This window comes from Actinoplanes sp. NPDC049316 (assembly GCF_040677315.1).
GTDB lineage: Bacteria > Actinomycetota > Actinomycetes > Mycobacteriales > Micromonosporaceae > Actinoplanes.
This window is the reverse complement of record NZ_JBFAQM010000016.1, coordinates 152,793-169,683: the sequence shown is the minus strand read 5'-3', so window position 1 is coordinate 169,683 and position 16,891 is coordinate 152,793. Positions and strand designations below refer to the sequence as shown.

The following is a 16,891-nucleotide window of genomic DNA, read 5'->3' as shown; positions in this document are numbered from 1 at the left end:
TGTACCGGTTGCGACGGTCGGTGTCGCATTCGTTAAGTTAAGTCCATGATCGAGACGGGAGGGGGGCCGCGCGACTCCCGCTACGCGGTCGGCGCCGTGCCGGGCGCGCCGCGGCGGCCGGGACCGCACCGGCGGCCGACCGCCGAGGCCATGGCCATCGTCCAGCAGACCGCCGCGGTCGTCGCCGACCGGCCGGTCGCCCTCGCCGAGGCCTTCTACCGGCACCTGTTCGTGCTCGCGCCGGACGTGCGGCAGATGTTCCCGGACGACATGACGGCCCAGAACGAACGGCTGTGCCGGGCCCTGCTCTCGGCGATCCAGTCGCTCGCGGAGCCCGAACGGTACGCCGCCGGCATGGAACGCACGCTGCGCATGCTCGGCCGCGACCACGCCCACCGGTACGCGGTCGCGCCGGAGCACTACCCGTACGTGGGACACGCGCTGGTGCGGGCGGTCCGTGACGTGTCCGGCGACTGGACCGTGGCCACCAGCTCGGCCTGGATCTGGATGTACGACTGGATGAGCGCGCACATGCTCGGCGAGGCCGCCTGAGCCGCGATCCTCAGGGGAACGCGGGCTCGCCCGTCCGCGCCAGCTGCCGGGCCTCGTCGTCCAAATAGAAGTTCGGGCGCTGGTCCGCCTCGTGGTAGTAGCGGTGGAAGACCGGCGTGGCCCCGCCCGAGATCGGCGGGACGATCCACGACCAGTCGGCCGGCACCTGACGGCCCGCCGCCTCCTCGCGGCGTACGTGCTCGAGGAAACGCGCCGACTCGGTGTGGTGGTCGGTGATGCGCACGCCGGAGCGCTCGAACGAGTGCAGCACCGCGCGGTTCAGCTCCACCAGAGCGCGGTCACGCCACAGGGTCGTCTCCGAGCTCGTGTCGAGACCCAGGAGCCGGGCGACCGTCGGCAGCAGGTTGTAGCGATCGCCGTCGGCGAGGTTGCGCGCGCCGATCTCGGTGCCCATGTACCAGCCGTTGAACGGGGCGAGCGGATAGTCGACGCCACCGATGCTCAGCCGCTGGTTCGCGATGGCGGGGACCGCGTACCAGCGCAGGCCCAGCTCGGCGAAGCAGTCGTGCTCGGGGTGCGCCAGCGGCACCTCGAGGATCGCGCTCTCGGGCAGCTCGAAGAGCGTGACGCCGTCCCGCGGGGTCTCGACGGCCAGCGGCAGCACGTCGAAGGCGGTGCCGGGACCCTTCCACCCGAGCAGCTCCATCGCGGTGGTGAACTGCTCCTGCGCCGGGTCGCCGACGATCGCGCCGTCCACGTCGCGGTAGCCGGCGTACCGGACGAGCTGCTCGTTCCACACCCGCGCGTACGGCCGCCCCGGCGCGGCCGGCGCGAACACGCTGATCACCGGGCGGATGACGCCCCCGCGGGCGTGCCGCCCGGCGCGGGAGTCCGTACCGCCGGCGATCTCCAGGTGGCGCACCAGGCTCTCGAAGATGCCGTGGGGAGTGTGGACGCTGCGCCGGTCCAGCACGAGCAGGCTGCGCCAGTACAGCCGGCCGATGCACCGGCTCGCGTTGCGCCAGGCGAGCTTGGCGCCGTACGTCAGCTCGTCGGCGGTGTGGACGTACGTGCCGGTGGCGTCGATCTCCCGGCGTACGGCGGCCAGCCGCTCCCGCAACCCCTCGGCTGCCGCGTTCTCGGCGTGGTACTGCCGCAGGAATTCCTCGGCCTCGGCGAGGTCGGCCGGCGCCGCCGGATCCCACGCGGGTGCCGGATGGTCCCGGTAACCGGGCGTGCCCATGCGTCGCGTTCCTTCCGGCCGGACGTGGCGCCCGTACCGGCGTGGTGGTGGCGACGTCGCTCGATGAGGTCAGATCGCCCAAGATCGTATTTTGGGGGGCAGATGACCGTCAATGCGACGGATGTCTCCTGCCCGAACGGGCAAGCCGCACGACCCGCGCCGCGTCCGCCTACGCTGGCGGGGTGGCCAAGGTCCTCATCACCGGCATGTCCGGGACCGGAAAGTCCAGTGCCCTGCAGGCGCTGGCGGCGCGCGGGCACCGCACGGTCGACACGGACACCGACGAGTGGAGCCGGTGGACGACCCAGCCCGACGGGTTCCGCGACTGGATCTGGCGCGAGGACGCGATGACCGCGCTGCTGGACGGCCACCGGGCGGGGGATCTGTTCGTCGCGGGCTGCAAGAGCAACCAGGGCGGGTTCTACCCGCGGTTCGACGCGGTGGTGCTGCTGAGCGCGCCGGCCGAGGTCCTGCTCGCCCGGATCGCCGCGCGCACCGGGAATCCGTACGGCAAGACCCCGGAGGAACGCGCCGAGGTCCTGCGGCACCTCGCGGCGGTCGAGCCGCTGCTGCGGGCCACGGCCACGGCCGAGATCGACGCGACCGCGCCGCCGGCCACGGTCACCCGCCGGCTGGAGGACATCGCGGCCGCCGTGGCGGTGAGCAGGTGAGGGAACCCGGTATCGCGGGTAGCCGGTCCCGCATGCGCCTCGGCGTCCTCGACATCGGCTCCAACACCGTGAATCTGCTCGTCAGCGAGGCCGACGGCGGGCTGCCGCTGCCGGCGCACACCTGGAAGCTGCGGACCCGGCTGGCCGAGCGGCTCGGCCCGGACGGCACCATCGCGCCGGGCGGCCGGCGGCGCCTGGTGCGGGCCGTCGCCGCGGCGGCCGGGGAGATGGAGCGTGCGGGTGTCGACTGGCTTTTCGCGTACGCGACGGCAAGCGTGCGGGACGCGCCCAACCGCGACCATGTCCTGCGGGAGGTGGAGAAGGGCAGCGGCATCCGGCTCGGCACCCTGTCCGGGCTGGAGGAGGCGCAGCTGACGTTCCTCGCGGCGCGGCGGTGGCTGGGGTGGAGCGCCGGGCCGATGCTGCTGCTGGACATCGGCGGCGGCACGCTGGAGGTGGCGTTCGGCCGTGACCGGCTGCCCGAGTCGGCGCTGTCGCTGCCGCTGGGCGCCGGCCGGCTGACCCGCGAGTTCCTGCGCGACGGCGACCCGCCCAGCGAGCGGGCCGTCCGCGAGCTGCGCCGGCACGTCCGCGAACAGGTACGCCGCATCGCCGCCCGCGGATCCTGGGAGTCGCCGCGCACGGCGGTCGCGGCGTCGAAGACGTTCCAGCAGCTGGCCCGGCTGACCGGGGCGGCGCCGCTGCGGCACGGCCCGTTCGTCACCCGGCGGTTGCGGCGCGGGGCGCTGCGCCCGGTGATCGAGCGGCTCGCCGGGCTGCCGTCGGCCGAGCGGCAGCGGCTGCCCGGCGTGTCGGCGCACCGGTCACGGCAGATCCTCGCCGGCGCGATCGTCGGCTACGAGGTGATGCGCGGGCTCAACGTGGAGGCGGTACGGATCTGCCCGTGGGGGTTGCGCGAGGGGATCCTGCTGCGCCGGCTGGAAGCGTACGAACCGGAGCTGGGCAACGCCGCCTGGCGGCCGTGGCCCCCTCAGACCGCGGCGAGGTCGAGGACGTAGGACTCGTCCTCGCGGCGGAACCCGAGCCGGTCGTAGTACGGCGCCAGCATGCCCGGCGGCGTCACGACCGTACGGCAGCCGCGGTCGGTGAACAGATGGCTGCGCCGGTACACGAACTCGCCCGGGGTGAAGTCCCGGTACCGCTGGGTCACGTAGTCCAGCTCCACCCGGGCCACCCCGGCCTCCGGGCGGAACAGCACCACGCCGACGATCTCGTCGCCGTTGACGATGAGGTACGCGGCCCGGTCCGCGCCGCCCTCCGCCCGGAAACCGGGGTTGAACCGCGCGATGTCCTCGCGATGCAGCTCCAGCACGTGCCGCAGCATGTCGCCGTCGGCGCGTACCTCCACCACCCGGTACGCCCGCTCGTCGTGCCGGCTGGTCACCATCCGCGCCAGATACCAGACGTTGATGATCGCCAGCACGACGTTCAGCCCCACCATGGGCCAGACCCCGACGGCCGCGTTGAAGCCGATGAGCACCAGGCAGCCCACCAGGTTGAGCGCGCGCAGGCGCAGGAGCCGGCTCTGCAGCAGCGACCACACCAGCAGCGCCGAACCCGTCCAGCCGATCACGTCGAGCCACGTCATCCGGCCAGCCTAGGCGGCCTGCCCGGCCGGTACGCCGGGAACCCGGCCCTGCGCGCCAGGTCAGGGGCAGGCCGAGCCGAACCGCTTCCCGTCCCGGTCGCGGTCGCGTACGGCCGGAGCCGCGGCCATGGCCGCGCTGGACATCGACAGCATGCGCTATCCGGCGTTGGCGTAGGCGGCCTCCAGCCAGCTGTGGACCTCGGCGTCGACCTGGGCCGGTTCCCACAGCTCCACGTGATGCATCCACACGTTGGGAGCCGGCTGCACCACCTGCTTGATGCGGGGCGAGTGCAGCCGGATGGGCAGGCCGAACGACAGGACCGCCGGTACGGAGCTGGTCACGTACTGGCCGGGGCGCCACACGTACGCGAAACCTTTGCGCCGGCGGAAGGAGATCTGGGCCTTGCCGACCCGAACCTCGGCCGGGCCGAGCGCGCCGACGGCCGCGGCCAGCGCCCGGTAGAGCGCCAGCCCGGCCGGTGAGCCGTCGAAGAACTGCTCCGGCGTCATGGTTCCGACGGGCGCGGCTTGCCGGTGTGCACGACCCGGTCGAGGCGGATGGCGGCGTAGCCGAGGCTGGACAGGACGCAGATGATCAGCAGGTCCAGGATCGCCACCGGTTCGGTGCCGAGCAGGCTGTTGAGGATCGGCACGTACAGCGCGGCGAACTGCAGGCCCAGCGCCGCGGCGACCGCGACCAGCAGCATCGGGTTGGCGCGGGTGCCCGGCCGCGCGCGGGAGCCGATCGCGACGGCGAGCTGGGTCGCCCCGAGGGCGAAGAACGCCATGCTCTGCCAGGGCCGGCCGGTGGCGTCGGCCCAGACGGCGATGCCGAGGGTGACGGCGGCGATGACCGCGCCGACGCGCAGGATCCGCTGCCACAGGCCCGCCCCGAGCACCGATTCGGCCGGCGGGCGCGGCGGGCGCCGCATGACGTCCGGCGGGGCCGGTTCGCTGCCGAGGGCCACGCCGGGCAGGCCGTGGGTGAGCAGGTTGACCCAGAGGATCTGGGCGGGCAGCAGGAGCAGCGGCAGGCCGAGGAACGGGCCGGCCAGCATGACGGCGATCTCGGCGGTCCCGCCGGACAGGCCGTAGAGCAGGAAGCGGCGGATGTTGGCGTAGACGCGGCGGCCCTCCTCGGTGGCGGCGACGACGGTGGCCAGCTCGTCGTCGGCCAGCACGAGGTCGGCGGCCTGCCGGGCGACCTCGGTACCGCGCAGCCCCATGGCGACGCCGATGTCGGCGCGGCGCAGGGCGGGGCCGTCGTTGACGCCGTCGCCGGTCATCGCCACGATGTCGCCGGCCTCCCGGCGGGCGGTGATGATGTCCAGCTTCTGCTCGGGGGTCGCCCGGGCGAACACGCGCGCGTGCCGCATCCGGTCGTCGTCCAGGGTTTCCCGGCAGTCGACGACGTCGTCGCCGGCGGCGATGATGCCCACCTCGGCGGCCACGGCACGGGCGGTGGCGGGATGGTCGCCGGTGATGAGCACCGGGGTGATGCCGGCGCTCTGCGAGGCGGCGATCGTCGCGGCGGCCGAGGGCCGCGCGGGGTCGCGGATGCCGATGAGGCCGAGCAGCCGCAGGCCGCTCTCCCAGGTGTCCGGTGCGCCGAGGCCCTCGTGGTCCGCCCGGGTGACGGCGAGGACCCGGTAGCCGTCGGCGGCCAGCTCGTCCGCGGCCGCGGTGGCGGACGAGATCAGGTCGTCCGGCTCGCCGAGGAACGCCGGGTGCAGAAGCACCTCGGGCGCGCCCTTGCAGATGAGCCGGATGCCGCCGCCGGGCAGCCGATGCGCGGTGGTCATGCGTTTGCGGCCGCTGTCGAACGGCAGCTCGCCGATGCGCGGCAGCGCGCTCCTCAGGGCTGCCGGGTCGAGTCCGAGCCGGCCCGCGGCGGCCAGCAGGGCCGCCTCAGTGGGATCGCCCAGCGCCGTCCAGTCGCCGCCGGGCTCGTCCGGGGCGCGCAGCCGGGCGTCGGTGCACAGGGCGGCGGCCGTGAGCAACTCGTCGAGGTCCGCGGCGGAACCGGCGGTAACCGGCCGGCCGTCGCGGCGTACGGCGCCGTGCGGGGCGTACCCGTGACCGTCGATCCGGGCCTCGCCGGCCGGCGTCCACAGCCGGCGCGCGACCATGCGTCCCTCGGTGAGGGTGCCGGTCTTGTCGGTGGCGATGACGGTCACCGAGCCGAGCGTCTCGACCGCGGGCAGGCGGCGGATCAGCGCGTGCCGGGCGGCCATCCGGCGCGCGCCCAGCGCCAGGGCCAGGGTGACCACGGCGGGAAGCGACTCCGGTACGGCGGCGACGACCAGGCTGATCGCGGTGACCACCATCAGCTCCGGCGACTCGCCCCGGGCCAGGCCGATGACGAGCACCACCGTGCACAGCGCGACGGCGGCCACGGCGAGCGCCCGGCCGACCCCGACCAGGCGGCGCTGCAGCGGCGTCAGACCCGAGCCGGTGGCCATCAGGCCGGCGATACGGCCCATGGCGCTCGCGGGGCCGGTCGCGGTGACCACGGCCCGGCCGCGTCCGCGGACCACCACCGTGCCCGACGAGACCTGCTCACCGGGGTGCTCGGCGCGGCCGCGGCCGTCGCGCACGGCGGCCTTGTCCACCGGTACGGACTCGCCGGTCAGCGCCGACTCGTCGACCAGCAGGGCCGCGGCCTCGACGACCGTGGCGTCGGCGGGCACGATGTCGCCCTCGGCCAGCACGAGCAGGTCCCCGGCGACGACGTCGGCGGCCGGGACGAGCCGCTGCTGCCCGTCGCGCAGCACCCGGGCCTCGGGCGCGGTCATCGTGGCCAGCGCCGTGATGGCCTGGTCGGCCTTGACCTCCTGCACCACCCCGACGCCCGTGTTCACGACGATCACCAGCGCGATGACGGCCGCGTCGGTCCAGTCGCCGGTGACGACGGTCAGCGCGATCGCGACCAGCAGCACGATGATCAGCGGGTCGCGCAGCTGGGTCAGCACCCGGCGCCACACCGGCACCCGCGGATGCGTGGGAAGCGAGTTGGGCCCGTCCTGCGCGAGGCGTTCCGCCGCCTCCGCGGAGGACAGACCGTGGACACCGGTCGGCATGGCTTGCAGGTCTCCGGGCACGGCCGCCTCCTCGCGTCAGCGTTCCCGCATCGAGGGTGCTCCCGTTCGCCCCTGTCCTCCCAGGGGCGCAGGGCCCGCGGCCGCGGGCAGATCGTCCCGCCGTCGTGGGGGACGGCTCGGCCCTGGCGTGTGCGCTCGTACCGGGGCGAGGCTGGAAAGCATGGCGCGACATGTGTCGATCGCGCGTCCCGACCGCACCGAGCCGGCCCCCGCCGCGATCATCTGTACCGGTCTGACGAAGGACTACGGCGCCGGCCACGGCCTGTTCGGCCTGGACCTGACCGTGGCGCGGGGTGAGACGTTCGGGTTCATCGGGCCCAACGGCGCCGGCAAGACCACCACCATCCGGCTGCTGATGGACCTGATCCGTCCGGATCGCGGCTCCGCGACGCTGCTGGGGCTCGACTCCCGGCGGGACAGCCTGGCCGTCAAGCGCCGGGTCGGATACCTGCCCGGCGAGCTCGTGCAGTTCCCCGGCGTGACGGCGGGCTACATGATCGGGTTGCTGGCCGGCGTCCGCGGCGGCGTCGACCCGGCTCGGGTCGCGGCGCTCGCCGAGCGCTTCGAGCTCGACCTCGGCCGCCGGTACGAGACGCTCTCGCACGGCAACAAGCAGAAGGTCGCCCTCGTCCAGGCGTTCATGCACCGTCCCGGCCTGATCATCCTGGACGAGCCGACGCTCGGGCTGGACCCGCTGATCCAGCGCGAGTTCCGTCAGGTCGTCAAGGAGTCGGTCGCCGCCGGCGCCACCGTGTTCCTCTCCTCCCACGTGCTGTCCGAGGTGGAGCTGATCTGTGACCGCATCGCGATGATCCGCGACGGCCGGCTGGAACGGGCCGGATCGCTCAACGACCTGCGGACGCTGCGCATCCACCGCATCGAGGCCGTGTTCACCGGCCGGCTGGCACCGGGCGACCTCGCCGACGTACCCGGTGTCACCGACGCCGCGGTCGCCGATCACCGCCTGACCTGCGCCGTACGCGGGACCGTCGCCCCGCTGCTGCGCGTGCTCGACGGCGCCGGGGTGGTGGAGCTGGACAGCCACGAGCTGTCGCTGGAGGAGGTGTTCCTCGGTGAGTTCCCCGACGCTGCCCAGCCGGCCGCTGGTCGCTGACACGATGCGGGCCCACCGCTGGGGCGCGCTCGCCTGGGTGGCCGGCTCGGCGGTGGCGATGGTCGCCATCGGGCTCGGCTTCGTCGCCGAGGTGAAACGCTTCGCCGGGGGCGCGGCCGAGATGGCGGCCGGGATGCGACCGGGTGTCGAGGCGATGCGGCTGCTGCGCTGGCCGGCCGACCGCCTGGACACCCTCGGCGGGTACCTGACCTACCACAACGTCACCCTGTTCGGCCTGGGCTTGGCGGTGTACGCGGCGGTGCAGGGCGGCCACGTCCTGCGCGCCGCCGAGACCGGCGGGATCCAGGCGGCGATCCTCGCCGCCGGGCGCAGCCGCACCGGCATCCTCGTCGACCGCGCGGCAGGTTTCGCGGCAACCCTCGGGCTCGTCTGTCTCGGGATCGGCGCCGGCCTCGCCGCGGCGATGGCCGCCGGCGGCGAGCCCGACACCGGCGGGTCGTTCATCACCGCGGCCGCGATGGGCCTCTGCGCGTACGCCGGGTACGCGCTGGGCCTGCTCCTGGCGCAGCTGATCCCCGCACCACGGGCCGGCACCGGCCTGGCCGCGCTGCTCCTGACTCTGCTGTATGTGCTCACCAACGTCTGGCAGAACGTGGGCTGGCTCGGCGTGGTGCGGTACGCGTCGCCGTTCTACTACGCCGGCTTCTCCCGTGCCCTCGTACCCGGCCACGGCCTGCACCTGCCGTCCACTTTGATCCTGCTCGCCGCCGGCACGGGCCTGCTGGGCGCCGCGGCGTGGGTGTACCGGCGCCGCGACTACGCCGCCGGCCTGTTCACCCGGCGAGCCCGGGCCGCCCGGCCGCTGCGCCGGGTGCAGCGACCGGCGCTGCGGGCCGTATGGTCGGCGACGCTGCTGCGGCAACGCTGGACCCTGCTCGCCTGGGCGTCGGCAGCCGCCGGATACCTCGCCCTGATGGGCTGGCTGGAACCCACCGTCGCGCAGATGTGGGACAAGTTCTCCTACACCGACCGCATCATGGGCGCCGACCCCGGGCACAGCGTCGCCGACCAGTACCTCGCGTTCACCGGGCAGCTCATCGTGCCGATCGTCACCGCGTACGTCATCACGCAGGCCGCGGGCTGGGTCACCGAGCTGCGGCAGGGCCGCGTCGAGCTGTTGCTCGCCGCGCCGCTGTCCTGGCCGCGGCTGACGGCACAGCGGCTGCTGGCCACCCTGGCCGGCGCCGCCCTGGTCACCGCGGCCGGCATCGGCGGGCTGGCCGGGGCGGCCACCGCGGTCGGCGCCGGGGTCGACGGGCCGGGCCTGATCCGGCTGGCCGCGGACACGCTGCTGCTCGCGGCCGCCCTGTCGGCGGTCGCCGCGGTGGTCGTCGCCGCACTGCGCAGCACCGCCGCGGTCGGCGTGCTGGCCGTCTTCGTCGCCGCCTCGTACCTGCTGATCTACCTCGTACCGTTGTTCGCCTGGCCCGATTGGGTCAATCGGCTGTCGGTGTTCGGCGCGTACGGCAACCCCTACCTGGAGATGCCCGCCGCGGCGAGCCTGACGGTCGTCACGGCGGTCGCCGTCGGCGGCGCCCTCGCGGCCGCCGCCGTCGCGCGGCGCAGCCCGAAGGTGTCCGGATGACCGCGCCACGGGTCGCATGAGGACCATCGGCCCTGGGCGCTGCCCGCCCGGCGCGCGAAGGATCGAAGGCGGGAACATCGCCATCAGAGCATCTGGAGGCTGCGATGTTGCAGGCACTGAAAGACCTCGTCACCAGCGCCAAGGAAGCTCTCGGCATCGAGACTCCCGCCGTCGACCCCGCAGCCGTCACCGACGCCGCGGCCGGCGCCACCGGCCAGGCCGGCGAGGCGGTCACCGCCGCGACCGACGCCGCGTCGGGCGCCGCCGCGGACGCCGCGGGTGCGGCCGGCGAGGCCGTCGGCGCGGCCGGCGAGCAGGTCGCCGCGGCCGGCGAATCGGTCACGGCCGCCGGCGAGGAGATCACCAGCAAGGTGACGGACTTCCTCGGCCGCTTCGGCGGCTGACGCGCCGTCCAGAGAGTCGCGGAGGAGGACACCATGCCCACGCTCGCGGAGCGCCTCAAGACCTTCCTGAACAGCCCACGCGGCAAGAACATCGTCGAGCAGGGGAAACGTCGGCTAGCCGAGCCCGAGAACAAGCGCAAGGCCCGGCAGATGGTCGAAGGTCTGCGTCGCAAGCGCTCTCCGGACCGGTAGACCTGACGCGGGATGCCGTGGCGCGCGGTCAGCGCCAGTCGAAGTGTTCGCGGTGGATGTCGCGGCTGCGGACGCCGGCCTGGCGGAACCGGCGGACGAAGCCGTCCACCATCGCTTTCGGGCCGCAGAGGAAGACCGACAGCCGGCGCGGATCCTCGTCGAGGGTGGCGAGGACGGCGTCGGGGGTGAGGTAGCCGTGCGCGCTGGTGTCGTGCAGGTGCACTCGGACGGTGGGGTGGGCCTCGGCGATGGCGGTGATCTCCCCGGCGAACGGCGGGACGCCCTGGGTGCTGTAGAACAGGTCGACCGTGCCGGGCGCGGCGTGCCGGTCGAGGGCGCGCAGCCAGCTGAGGAACGGGGTGATGCCGATGCCGCCGGCGATCCAGATCTGCCGGTCGGTGCCGCGGGCGCGGTCGAAACGGCCGTGCGGGCCGCCGACGACGGCCGGCATGCCGGGGCGTACGAGGGTCTGCATGCGGGTGGTGTCGTCGCCGAGCGCCTTGATCGTGAAGCGCAGGAACCGGTCGCGGGGCGCGCTGGAGATGGTGAAGGGGTGTCGCCGCCACCCGGCGCCGGTCTCCAGGAAGAGCATGGCGAACTGGCCGGGGGTGAAGGTGATCGGCCGCCCGACCGGCGCCAGCGAGATCTCCGTCAGGTTCGCTCCGACCGGCGTGACCTTGGCGACCTGGTAGTCGTGGAGGGCCGTCAGGTGCCGCGCGACGGTCTCCCGGTAGACGTAGAAGGCCAGCCCGGTGCCGCCCGCGACCAGGTAGGTCCAGCGCAGCACCGGTGAGCCGAACATGGTGCCGTCCAGCAGGCCGTGCACGAACGCGGCCGCCAGGAACAGCCCGGTGAGCCGGTGCAGGGCCCGCCAGCGCTCGTACCCTCCGAATATCCAGCGGCCGGCGGCCAGGACCCGGCGCATCGCCGGGTGGGCGGCCACGCGGTCCGCGGCGCGGGCGAGGTGCGGGCCGATCCAGGGCAGCATCGTGCGCCAGCGCGGCGCGATGGCCCAGGCGGCGAGCGCGAGCAGTCCCCACACCCCCACCTGGGCCAGCAGGCCGCCGATCCCGCCGCCGTCCTCGCCGCTGGAGAAGAGGACGTGCGGGGCCAGCAGCGCCAGGCCCGTTACCGATAACCGGCGGTGCCAGATCGCGGCGCGGTCGATGCCGTCGAACCACACCTCCACGGCCGGCAAGAGCGAGATGAGCACCATCGCGATCGCCATCAGCAGCACGGCCTCGGCGCCGGCGAGCTGCCCCGCGAACGACAGCCATCGCCCGTCCGGCGGTCCGGCGACGACCCACACCACGGCGAACGCGACGGCCACGAGCCCCACGCTGAGCGGGCCGAGGCGCCGGGCCGGCGGCATCAGCGACCTCGTCGGGTACGCGGGGGACCGATCGGCGACACTCATCGCCTCAGCATCGCACCGGCCGCAATCCCGCGGCGCCCGTCGCGGCTTCCCGCCGCGGCCGTCGCGTGGCCGTGACCGGGCGCCTCGCGTACCGTGCTGGCGTGATCGACACTGACCCGGCGCAGCCCGGGCCCGGTCCGCGGCGCCGGTGGGCGTCGTGGACCACGCAGCGCTGGTTCGCGACCGTCCTGGTCGCCATGGTCGTTCTGATCGTCGCGGGCGCGGTGATCGGGGCCGGCGCGCTGTCGCGCACGGCCGCGGTGTCGAACCGTCTCAGCGACCGGATCGCCCCGGCCGGCAAGGCCACGGTGCAGCTCGGCGCCGCGCTGGCCGACCAGGCCGCCGACGTGCGCGGCTTCCTGCTCAGCGGGGACCAGGCCTTCCTGGATTCGTACGCGGACAGCCAGGCACAGGAACAGGAGCTGCTCACCCGGTTGCGGCAGCTGCTCAGCGCCGAACCGGCGGCCGTGGCACAGGTGGCCGCGGTCGAGGAGCAGGCGCGACAGTGGCGGTCCACCGTCGCCGGCCCGCTCGTCGAGGCCCGCCGCGCCGGGGCGGCCGCCGACCCGGCCGGCCCGGTGGCCCGCAACGTCGCGGCCTTCGAGCAGGTACGCGGCGGCGTCGTCGCCCTGGAGGACCGGCTGTCGGAGCTGCAGGACGCCGCCCGGCGGGACCTCGCGGCGACCCGGCGGCTCCGTGACGCCGTCTTCCTCGGCCTGGTCCTCGCGTTGCTGCTGCTCGTCGGGGTCATCGCCGTGCTGCTGAGGGTGGTGGTGCTGCGGCCGCTGACGCAGCTGGGCACGGCCGTGCGCCAGGTCGCCGGCGGGGACTTCCACCACCGGCTGGACCCCGCCGGCCCGGCGGACCTGGCCCGGCTCGCCGGGGACGTCGAGGCGATGCGCCGCCGGCTCGTTGACGGGCTCGACGCCAGCCAGCAGGCCCGCGAGCAGCTGGAGCAGCGGCAGGTCGAGCTGCACCGGCTGAACCAGGACCTGGAGCAGTTCGCGTACGTCGCCTCGCACGACCTGCAGGAGCCGCTGCGCAAGGTGGCGTCGTTCTGCCAGATGCTGCAGCGCCGGTACGCCGGATCGCTCGACGACCGGGCCCAGCAGTACATCGGCTTCGCGGTCGACGGCGCCACGCGCATGCAGCAGCTCATCAACGACCTGCTGGCCTTCTCCCGCATCGGCCGCCTGTACGACGCCAGCCGCCTCGTCGACCTGGACGACGTCCTCGACGGCGTGGAGCAGACCCTGGGCCTGAGCATCGCCGAGGCCGGGGCGCGGATCTCCCGGCCGCCGCTGCCGACCGTGATGGGCGATCCGACCCTGCTGACGATGCTGTGGCAGAACCTGCTCGGCAACGCGGTGAAGTTCCGGCACCCCGAGCGCGCTCCGCACATCGAGATCACCGCGGCGCAGGCGGAGGGCCGCTGGACGTTCGCCGTCCGGGACAACGGCATCGGCGTCGACCCCGAGTTCGCCGAGAAGATCTTCGTGATCTTCCAGCGGCTGCACCCGCGCGAGGCGTACGCCGGCACCGGCATCGGCCTGGCCATCTGCAAGAAGATCGTCGAGCACCACGGCGGCACCATCCGGCTCGACGCGGCGCACAGCCCGGGGGCGTGCCTGACGTTCACCCTCCCGGCGGCCTGACAGTCGGTGCAATCTCCGCGCAGCCGGGACTCCTCTAGGTGGGAAGGGTGTCGCCGAACGCCGTGCGCGCGTTCCGCGAGGAGGACGGCTTCGGCGTCCTGGCCGGGCTGGTCTACCCGAAGCCGGCCTCCGGCCGGCGGCGGCGGACCACCGCGAGCCCGCCCTTGCCCGGCGCCACGGCGATGCCCCGGTTGTGCGAGCGTTCCGGACGCTGCGCCGTCGGCACGAAGGTGAAGTCGCGCAGCAGCGTGCGCAGCACGACGTTCATCTCCAACGTGGCGAAGGCGGCGCCGATGCACCGGCGTACGCCCCCGCCGAACGGGATCCAGGCCGGGTCGGTCCGCGCGCCCACGAACCGGTCCGGGTCGAACACGTCCGGGTTCGGGAAGAGCGTCTCGTCGTCGTGCAGCAGCGCGATGCAGGCCGTCACCACGGTGCCGCGGGGCAGGGTCCAGCGGCCGAGGCGCAGGCTCTCCGCGCGTACCTGCCGGGAGGTCATCTCGATGACGGGCCGCACCCGCTGCACCTCGATGAGCGTCGCCTCCCGCAGCGCGCTGCCGCCGTCGTCGGCCTCGGCGACCAGGCGGCTCAGCACGCCGGGGTGGCGGCGCAGCCGCTCGACGGTCCACGCGAGCGTCGTCGCCGTCGTCTCGTGGCCGGCCGCCAGCAGCGTCAGCAGCTGGTCGGCGATCTGGCTGCGGCTCATCGCGGAACCGTCGTCGTAGCGCGACTGCAGGAGCATGGCCAGCACGTCGTCGCGGTCGGCGAGGCGGGGGTCGGCGGCCGCCCGGTCGATGAGCCGGCCGACGATCGCGTCGTACCGCTGCCGGTAGCGCCGGAACCGCGCGCCGGGACCGTGGCCGCCCAGCTCGACCCGCGCCGCGGGCAGCACCGCCAGCACCGAGCCGAGCCTGACGATGGCGGGCAGCAGCTCCCGCAGGTCGTCGCGGTCGGCGCCCTCGGCGCCGAACACCGCGCGCAGGATGACGTTCAGCGTGATGCGCATGGTGGAGGGCATGACCGGGAAAGGGCGGTCCTCCGGCCAGGACGCCGTCTCGCGCCGCGTCTCCTGTTCGATCATCGATTCGTACGCCCGCAGCCGGCGCCCGTGGAACGGCGGCGTGAGCAGCCTGCGCTGCCGCCGGTGCTCCTCGTCCCTGATCGCGAAGAACGAGCCGGGGCCCAGCACCGAGCCGAGGTTGGCGTCGGGGGTGTCGGCGACCTCGGGCGGGGTCTGGAACAGCTCGCGGACCTCGGCGGGGTCGGCCAGCATCACCATCCGGCCCAGGTTGAGGGATTGGACGGTGAAGGCGGAGCCGTATCGGGCCCGTAGCCGGTGCATCGTGCGGCGGCGGCCGGCCGCGAACCGCACCGCCTGCACGAGGCGGGGAGTGGCAGGGCCGTCGGGCAGGACCGCCTCGGGAAGGGTGGTCGCGGTCATCGCTCACCTCCGCTGGTACGCTCACGTACCAGGCCACGGTACGGCCGCGTACCGCTACCGCACAAGGGATCAGGCACTAGCTTTAGGTCCGTGACGACCACCGACGTGCCGGCCGGCGCGGACACCGGCTTCCGCCGCCGCCTCCTGGACGGGATGGCGGCTTGCATCCGCCACCGCGGCTACCCGGACACCACGGTGGCGGACATCGTGCGGGCGGCGCGCACGTCACGGCGTACCTTCTATGCGCATTTCGCCGATCGCCAGGAATGCCTCGTCGCGCTGCTGCACGAGACGAACGAGCGCACGATCGCCCGCATCTCGGCGAGCGTCGACCCGGGCGCGGAGTGGGAGCTGCAGGTGCGACAGGCGATCGAGGGCTGGATCGCGGCGGTGCAGGCCGACCCGCCCATCACGCTCAGCTGGATCCGGGACGTGCCCGCGCTGGGCCAGGGCCGCGCCCGGCAGTTCCAGCGCGAGACGATGGCCGCCTTCGTCGTGCTCATCCAGCGGCTGACCGACACGCCGCGGCTGCGGGCCGCGGGCGTACGGCCGCCGTCCGAGGCGACCGCCGTCATCCTGCTGGGCGGGCTGCGCGAGCTGATCGCCGCCACCGTCGAGGACGGCCGCGACGTGCGCACGATCGTCGATCCGGCCGTCGAGGCGACGCGCCTGTTGCTGGGGCCGCGGACCGCCGGGCCCTGACCACCCGGGGCGGTGCGCGCGGGCGATCCATGATTTGCTCGGGGCATGGCGACCTATCCGAAGATCCTCCAGACCGTTCTGGACACCACGGACGTCCGAGGGCTGGCGGAGTTCTACCGCCGGATGTTCGGCCTGGCGTACCGGCCCGGCGACGAGGAGGACAAGGGCCAGGACTGGCTCGTGCTGCGCGCGCCCGACGGCTCCCGGCAGCTCGCGTTCCAACAGGTCGACGAGCTCCCCGCGGCGACGTGGCCCGGCACGCAGGTGCCGCAGCAGCTGCACCTGGACACGACCGTGCCCGACGTCGGCGAGCTGGACCTGCAGCACCGGCGCGCGCTCGACCTGGGCGCCGAGCTGCTGCTCGACCGCCGCGACGACCCGCACGAGCAGCTGTACGTGTACGCCGACCCGGCCGGCCACCCCTTCTGCATCTTCGTGGGCTCATGAGCGCGCCCGACCGCAGCGCCGTGCTCGCGCGGCTCAAGGCCGAACCGGGGCTCTCCGGGCTGCGCCGCTCGCTCGACTTCTACTACGGCGACGCCGGGCGCGAAGCGAGCATGGACGCCTTCTACGGTCGCTTCGTGCGCCCCGGCGACCTCGTGTTCGACGTCGGTTCGCACGTGGGCGACCACATCGCCTGCTTCCGCCGGCTCGGCGCGCGGGTGGTCGCCCTCGAGCCGCAACCCGCCTGCATGCGGGTGCTGGAGGCGCTCTACGGCGACGAGGAGGACGTGACGCTGGTGCACGCCGCCTGCGGCGCGGAGCCCGGCACGCTGGAGATGCACATCAACAGCGACAACCCGACGGTCTCCACGGCCTCGCCGCACTTCATCGCGGCGGCCACAGGCGCCGACGGCTGGGACGGGCAGCGCTGGGACGGCCGCATCGAGGTCCCGTCGACCACCATGGACCTGCTCATCGAGCGGTACGGCGCCCCGGCGTTCGCGAAGATCGACGTCGAGGGCTTCGAGGACCAGGTGCTCGCCGGGCTGAGCCGCCCCCTGCCCGTGCTGTCGTTCGAGTTCACCACGATCGAACGCGACCTCGCCGCGCGATGCCTGCACCGGGGCACGGAGCTGGGCTTCGACGGTTTCACCCTGTCGCTGGGCGACGAGCGGCAGTTCCTGGTGCCGGACTGGGTCTCCGCGGACGAGCTGGGGGAGCGCTTAAGAGCCCTGCCGCACGAGGCCAACTCCGGCGACGTGTACTGCCGCCGGGGCTGA

General features: G+C 74.0%; 17 protein-coding genes. 11 read left to right on the top strand and 6 right to left on the bottom strand.

The annotated features are described in order from the left end of the window. Positions 1 to 45 precede the first annotated feature (45 nt). Entirely contained in the window at positions 46 to 552 is a 507-nt protein-coding gene (locus tag AB0K03_RS24035; protein WP_364688402.1) for a globin domain-containing protein, read from the top strand. Between the two features lie 10 nt (positions 553 to 562). Here AB0K03_RS24035 and AB0K03_RS24030 read toward each other — a convergent pair whose 3' ends face one another. Continuing rightward, on the bottom strand, positions 563 to 1,756 hold the full coding sequence (locus AB0K03_RS24030; protein WP_364688400.1) for a nitric oxide synthase oxygenase: 1,194 nt from the start codon (positions 1,754 to 1,756) through the stop codon (positions 563 to 565). Positions 1,757 to 1,938: 182 nt separating this feature from the next. Between AB0K03_RS24030 and AB0K03_RS24025 the strand changes: the two genes are divergently transcribed. Continuing rightward, positions 1,939 to 2,427 (top strand): AAA family ATPase, encoded by a 489-nt coding sequence (locus AB0K03_RS24025; protein WP_364688398.1) that lies wholly within the window; start codon positions 1,939 to 1,941, stop codon positions 2,425 to 2,427. Positions 2,428 to 2,459: 32 nt separating this feature from the next. Then, the gene (locus AB0K03_RS24020; RefSeq protein ID WP_364688396.1) at positions 2,460 to 3,446 is read left to right on the top strand and encodes a Ppx/GppA family phosphatase; all 987 of its coding nucleotides are present in this window, start codon (positions 2,460 to 2,462) and stop codon (positions 3,444 to 3,446) included. On the opposite strand, the gene AB0K03_RS24015 is transcribed toward AB0K03_RS24020, so the two are convergent. The 3 genes from AB0K03_RS24015 to AB0K03_RS24005 form a co-directional block, all read right to left on the bottom strand. Beyond that, positions 3,419 to 4,036: a hypothetical protein gene (locus AB0K03_RS24015; protein WP_364688394.1), complete on the bottom strand. Its 618-nt coding sequence runs from the start codon at positions 4,034 to 4,036 to the stop codon at positions 3,419 to 3,421. The two genes, AB0K03_RS24020 and AB0K03_RS24015, sit on opposite strands and share 28 nt — an antisense overlap. A 156-nt stretch (positions 4,037 to 4,192) precedes the next feature. Continuing rightward, positions 4,193 to 4,546, bottom strand: a complete 354-nt coding sequence (locus AB0K03_RS24010) for a DUF5655 domain-containing protein (protein ID WP_364688392.1) — start codon at positions 4,544 to 4,546, stop codon at positions 4,193 to 4,195. Next, positions 4,543 to 7,137, bottom strand: a complete 2,595-nt coding sequence (locus AB0K03_RS24005; RefSeq protein WP_364688390.1) for a cation-transporting P-type ATPase — start codon at positions 7,135 to 7,137, stop codon at positions 4,543 to 4,545. The genes AB0K03_RS24010 and AB0K03_RS24005 overlap by 4 nt, the downstream gene beginning before the upstream one ends. 160 nt (positions 7,138 to 7,297) lie before the next feature. Here AB0K03_RS24005 and AB0K03_RS24000 point away from each other — a divergent pair, with 160 nt between their 5' ends. From AB0K03_RS24000 to AB0K03_RS23985, 4 genes are all read left to right on the top strand, one after another. Further along, the gene (locus AB0K03_RS24000) at positions 7,298 to 8,251 is read left to right on the top strand and encodes an ABC transporter ATP-binding protein (protein ID WP_364688388.1); all 954 of its coding nucleotides are present in this window, start codon (positions 7,298 to 7,300) and stop codon (positions 8,249 to 8,251) included. Next, positions 8,211 to 9,857 (top strand): hypothetical protein, encoded by a 1,647-nt coding sequence (locus tag AB0K03_RS23995; RefSeq protein WP_364688386.1) that lies wholly within the window; start codon positions 8,211 to 8,213, stop codon positions 9,855 to 9,857. The genes AB0K03_RS24000 and AB0K03_RS23995 overlap by 41 nt, the downstream gene beginning before the upstream one ends. 104 nt (positions 9,858 to 9,961) lie before the next feature. Beyond that, positions 9,962 to 10,261 (top strand): hypothetical protein, encoded by a 300-nt coding sequence (locus tag AB0K03_RS23990; protein ID WP_364688384.1) that lies wholly within the window; start codon positions 9,962 to 9,964, stop codon positions 10,259 to 10,261. A 33-nt stretch (positions 10,262 to 10,294) separates the two neighbouring features. Continuing rightward, positions 10,295 to 10,453, top strand: a complete 159-nt coding sequence (locus AB0K03_RS23985) for a hypothetical protein (RefSeq protein ID WP_364688382.1) — start codon at positions 10,295 to 10,297, stop codon at positions 10,451 to 10,453. Positions 10,454 to 10,481: 28 nt separating this feature from the next. On the opposite strand, the gene AB0K03_RS23980 is transcribed toward AB0K03_RS23985, so the two are convergent. After that, positions 10,482 to 11,870, bottom strand: coding sequence for a hypothetical protein (locus AB0K03_RS23980; protein WP_364688380.1), 1,389 nt, complete (start codon positions 11,868 to 11,870; stop codon positions 10,482 to 10,484). Positions 11,871 to 11,971: 101 nt separating this feature from the next. Between AB0K03_RS23980 and AB0K03_RS23975 the strand changes: the two genes are divergently transcribed. Beyond that, the gene (locus AB0K03_RS23975) at positions 11,972 to 13,525 is read left to right on the top strand and encodes an ATP-binding protein (RefSeq protein ID WP_364688378.1); all 1,554 of its coding nucleotides are present in this window, start codon (positions 11,972 to 11,974) and stop codon (positions 13,523 to 13,525) included. A 112-nt stretch (positions 13,526 to 13,637) separates the two neighbouring features. On the opposite strand, the gene AB0K03_RS23970 is transcribed toward AB0K03_RS23975, so the two are convergent. Continuing rightward, on the bottom strand, positions 13,638 to 14,966 hold the full coding sequence (locus AB0K03_RS23970) for a cytochrome P450 (RefSeq protein ID WP_364688376.1): 1,329 nt from the start codon (positions 14,964 to 14,966) through the stop codon (positions 13,638 to 13,640). A gap of 90 nt (positions 14,967 to 15,056) precedes the next feature. On the opposite strand from AB0K03_RS23970, the gene AB0K03_RS23965 reads away from it, so the two are divergent. Genes AB0K03_RS23965 through AB0K03_RS23955 form a run of 3 tightly spaced genes read left to right on the top strand, consistent with a single transcriptional unit; the run spans position 15,057 to position 16,891 of the window. Continuing rightward, complete coding sequence (locus AB0K03_RS23965; protein WP_364688374.1) at positions 15,057 to 15,668, top strand: TetR/AcrR family transcriptional regulator; 612 nt, start codon at positions 15,057 to 15,059, stop codon at positions 15,666 to 15,668. A gap of 45 nt (positions 15,669 to 15,713) precedes the next feature. Then, the gene (locus AB0K03_RS23960) at positions 15,714 to 16,115 is read left to right on the top strand and encodes a VOC family protein (protein ID WP_364688372.1); all 402 of its coding nucleotides are present in this window, start codon (positions 15,714 to 15,716) and stop codon (positions 16,113 to 16,115) included. Beyond that, positions 16,112 to 16,891 carry an FkbM family methyltransferase gene (locus AB0K03_RS23955; protein WP_364688370.1) on the top strand — a complete coding sequence of 260 codons (780 nt, stop codon included), beginning with the start codon at positions 16,112 to 16,114 and terminating at the stop codon, positions 16,889 to 16,891. Before AB0K03_RS23960 ends, AB0K03_RS23955 begins: the two co-directional genes overlap by 4 nt.

What these genes read in the sequence shown, in the direction of transcription:
- AB0K03_RS24035 (WP_364688402.1), top strand. Translation starts at nt 46, where the DNA reads ATGATCGAGACGGGAGGGGGGCCGCGCGACTCCCGCTACGCGGTCGGC.
- AB0K03_RS24030 (WP_364688400.1), bottom strand. Translation starts at nt 1,756, where the DNA reads ATGGGCACGCCCGGTTACCGGGACCATCCGGCACCCGCGTGGGATCCG.
- AB0K03_RS24020 (WP_364688396.1), top strand. Translation starts at nt 2,460, where the DNA reads ATGCGCCTCGGCGTCCTCGACATCGGCTCCAACACCGTGAATCTGCTC.
- AB0K03_RS24015 (WP_364688394.1), bottom strand. Translation starts at nt 4,036, where the DNA reads ATGACGTGGCTCGACGTGATCGGCTGGACGGGTTCGGCGCTGCTGGTG.
- AB0K03_RS24010 (WP_364688392.1), bottom strand. Translation starts at nt 4,546, where the DNA reads ATGACGCCGGAGCAGTTCTTCGACGGCTCACCGGCCGGGCTGGCGCTC.
- AB0K03_RS24000 (WP_364688388.1), top strand. Translation starts at nt 7,298, where the DNA reads ATGGCGCGACATGTGTCGATCGCGCGTCCCGACCGCACCGAGCCGGCC.
- AB0K03_RS23990 (WP_364688384.1), top strand. Translation starts at nt 9,962, where the DNA reads ATGTTGCAGGCACTGAAAGACCTCGTCACCAGCGCCAAGGAAGCTCTC.
- AB0K03_RS23985 (WP_364688382.1), top strand. Translation starts at nt 10,295, where the DNA reads ATGCCCACGCTCGCGGAGCGCCTCAAGACCTTCCTGAACAGCCCACGC.
- AB0K03_RS23980 (WP_364688380.1), bottom strand. Translation starts at nt 11,870, where the DNA reads ATGAGTGTCGCCGATCGGTCCCCCGCGTACCCGACGAGGTCGCTGATG.
- AB0K03_RS23970 (WP_364688376.1), bottom strand. Translation starts at nt 14,966, where the DNA reads ATGACCGCGACCACCCTTCCCGAGGCGGTCCTGCCCGACGGCCCTGCC.
- AB0K03_RS23960 (WP_364688372.1), top strand. Translation starts at nt 15,714, where the DNA reads ATGGCGACCTATCCGAAGATCCTCCAGACCGTTCTGGACACCACGGAC.
- AB0K03_RS23955 (WP_364688370.1), top strand. Translation starts at nt 16,112, where the DNA reads ATGAGCGCGCCCGACCGCAGCGCCGTGCTCGCGCGGCTCAAGGCCGAA.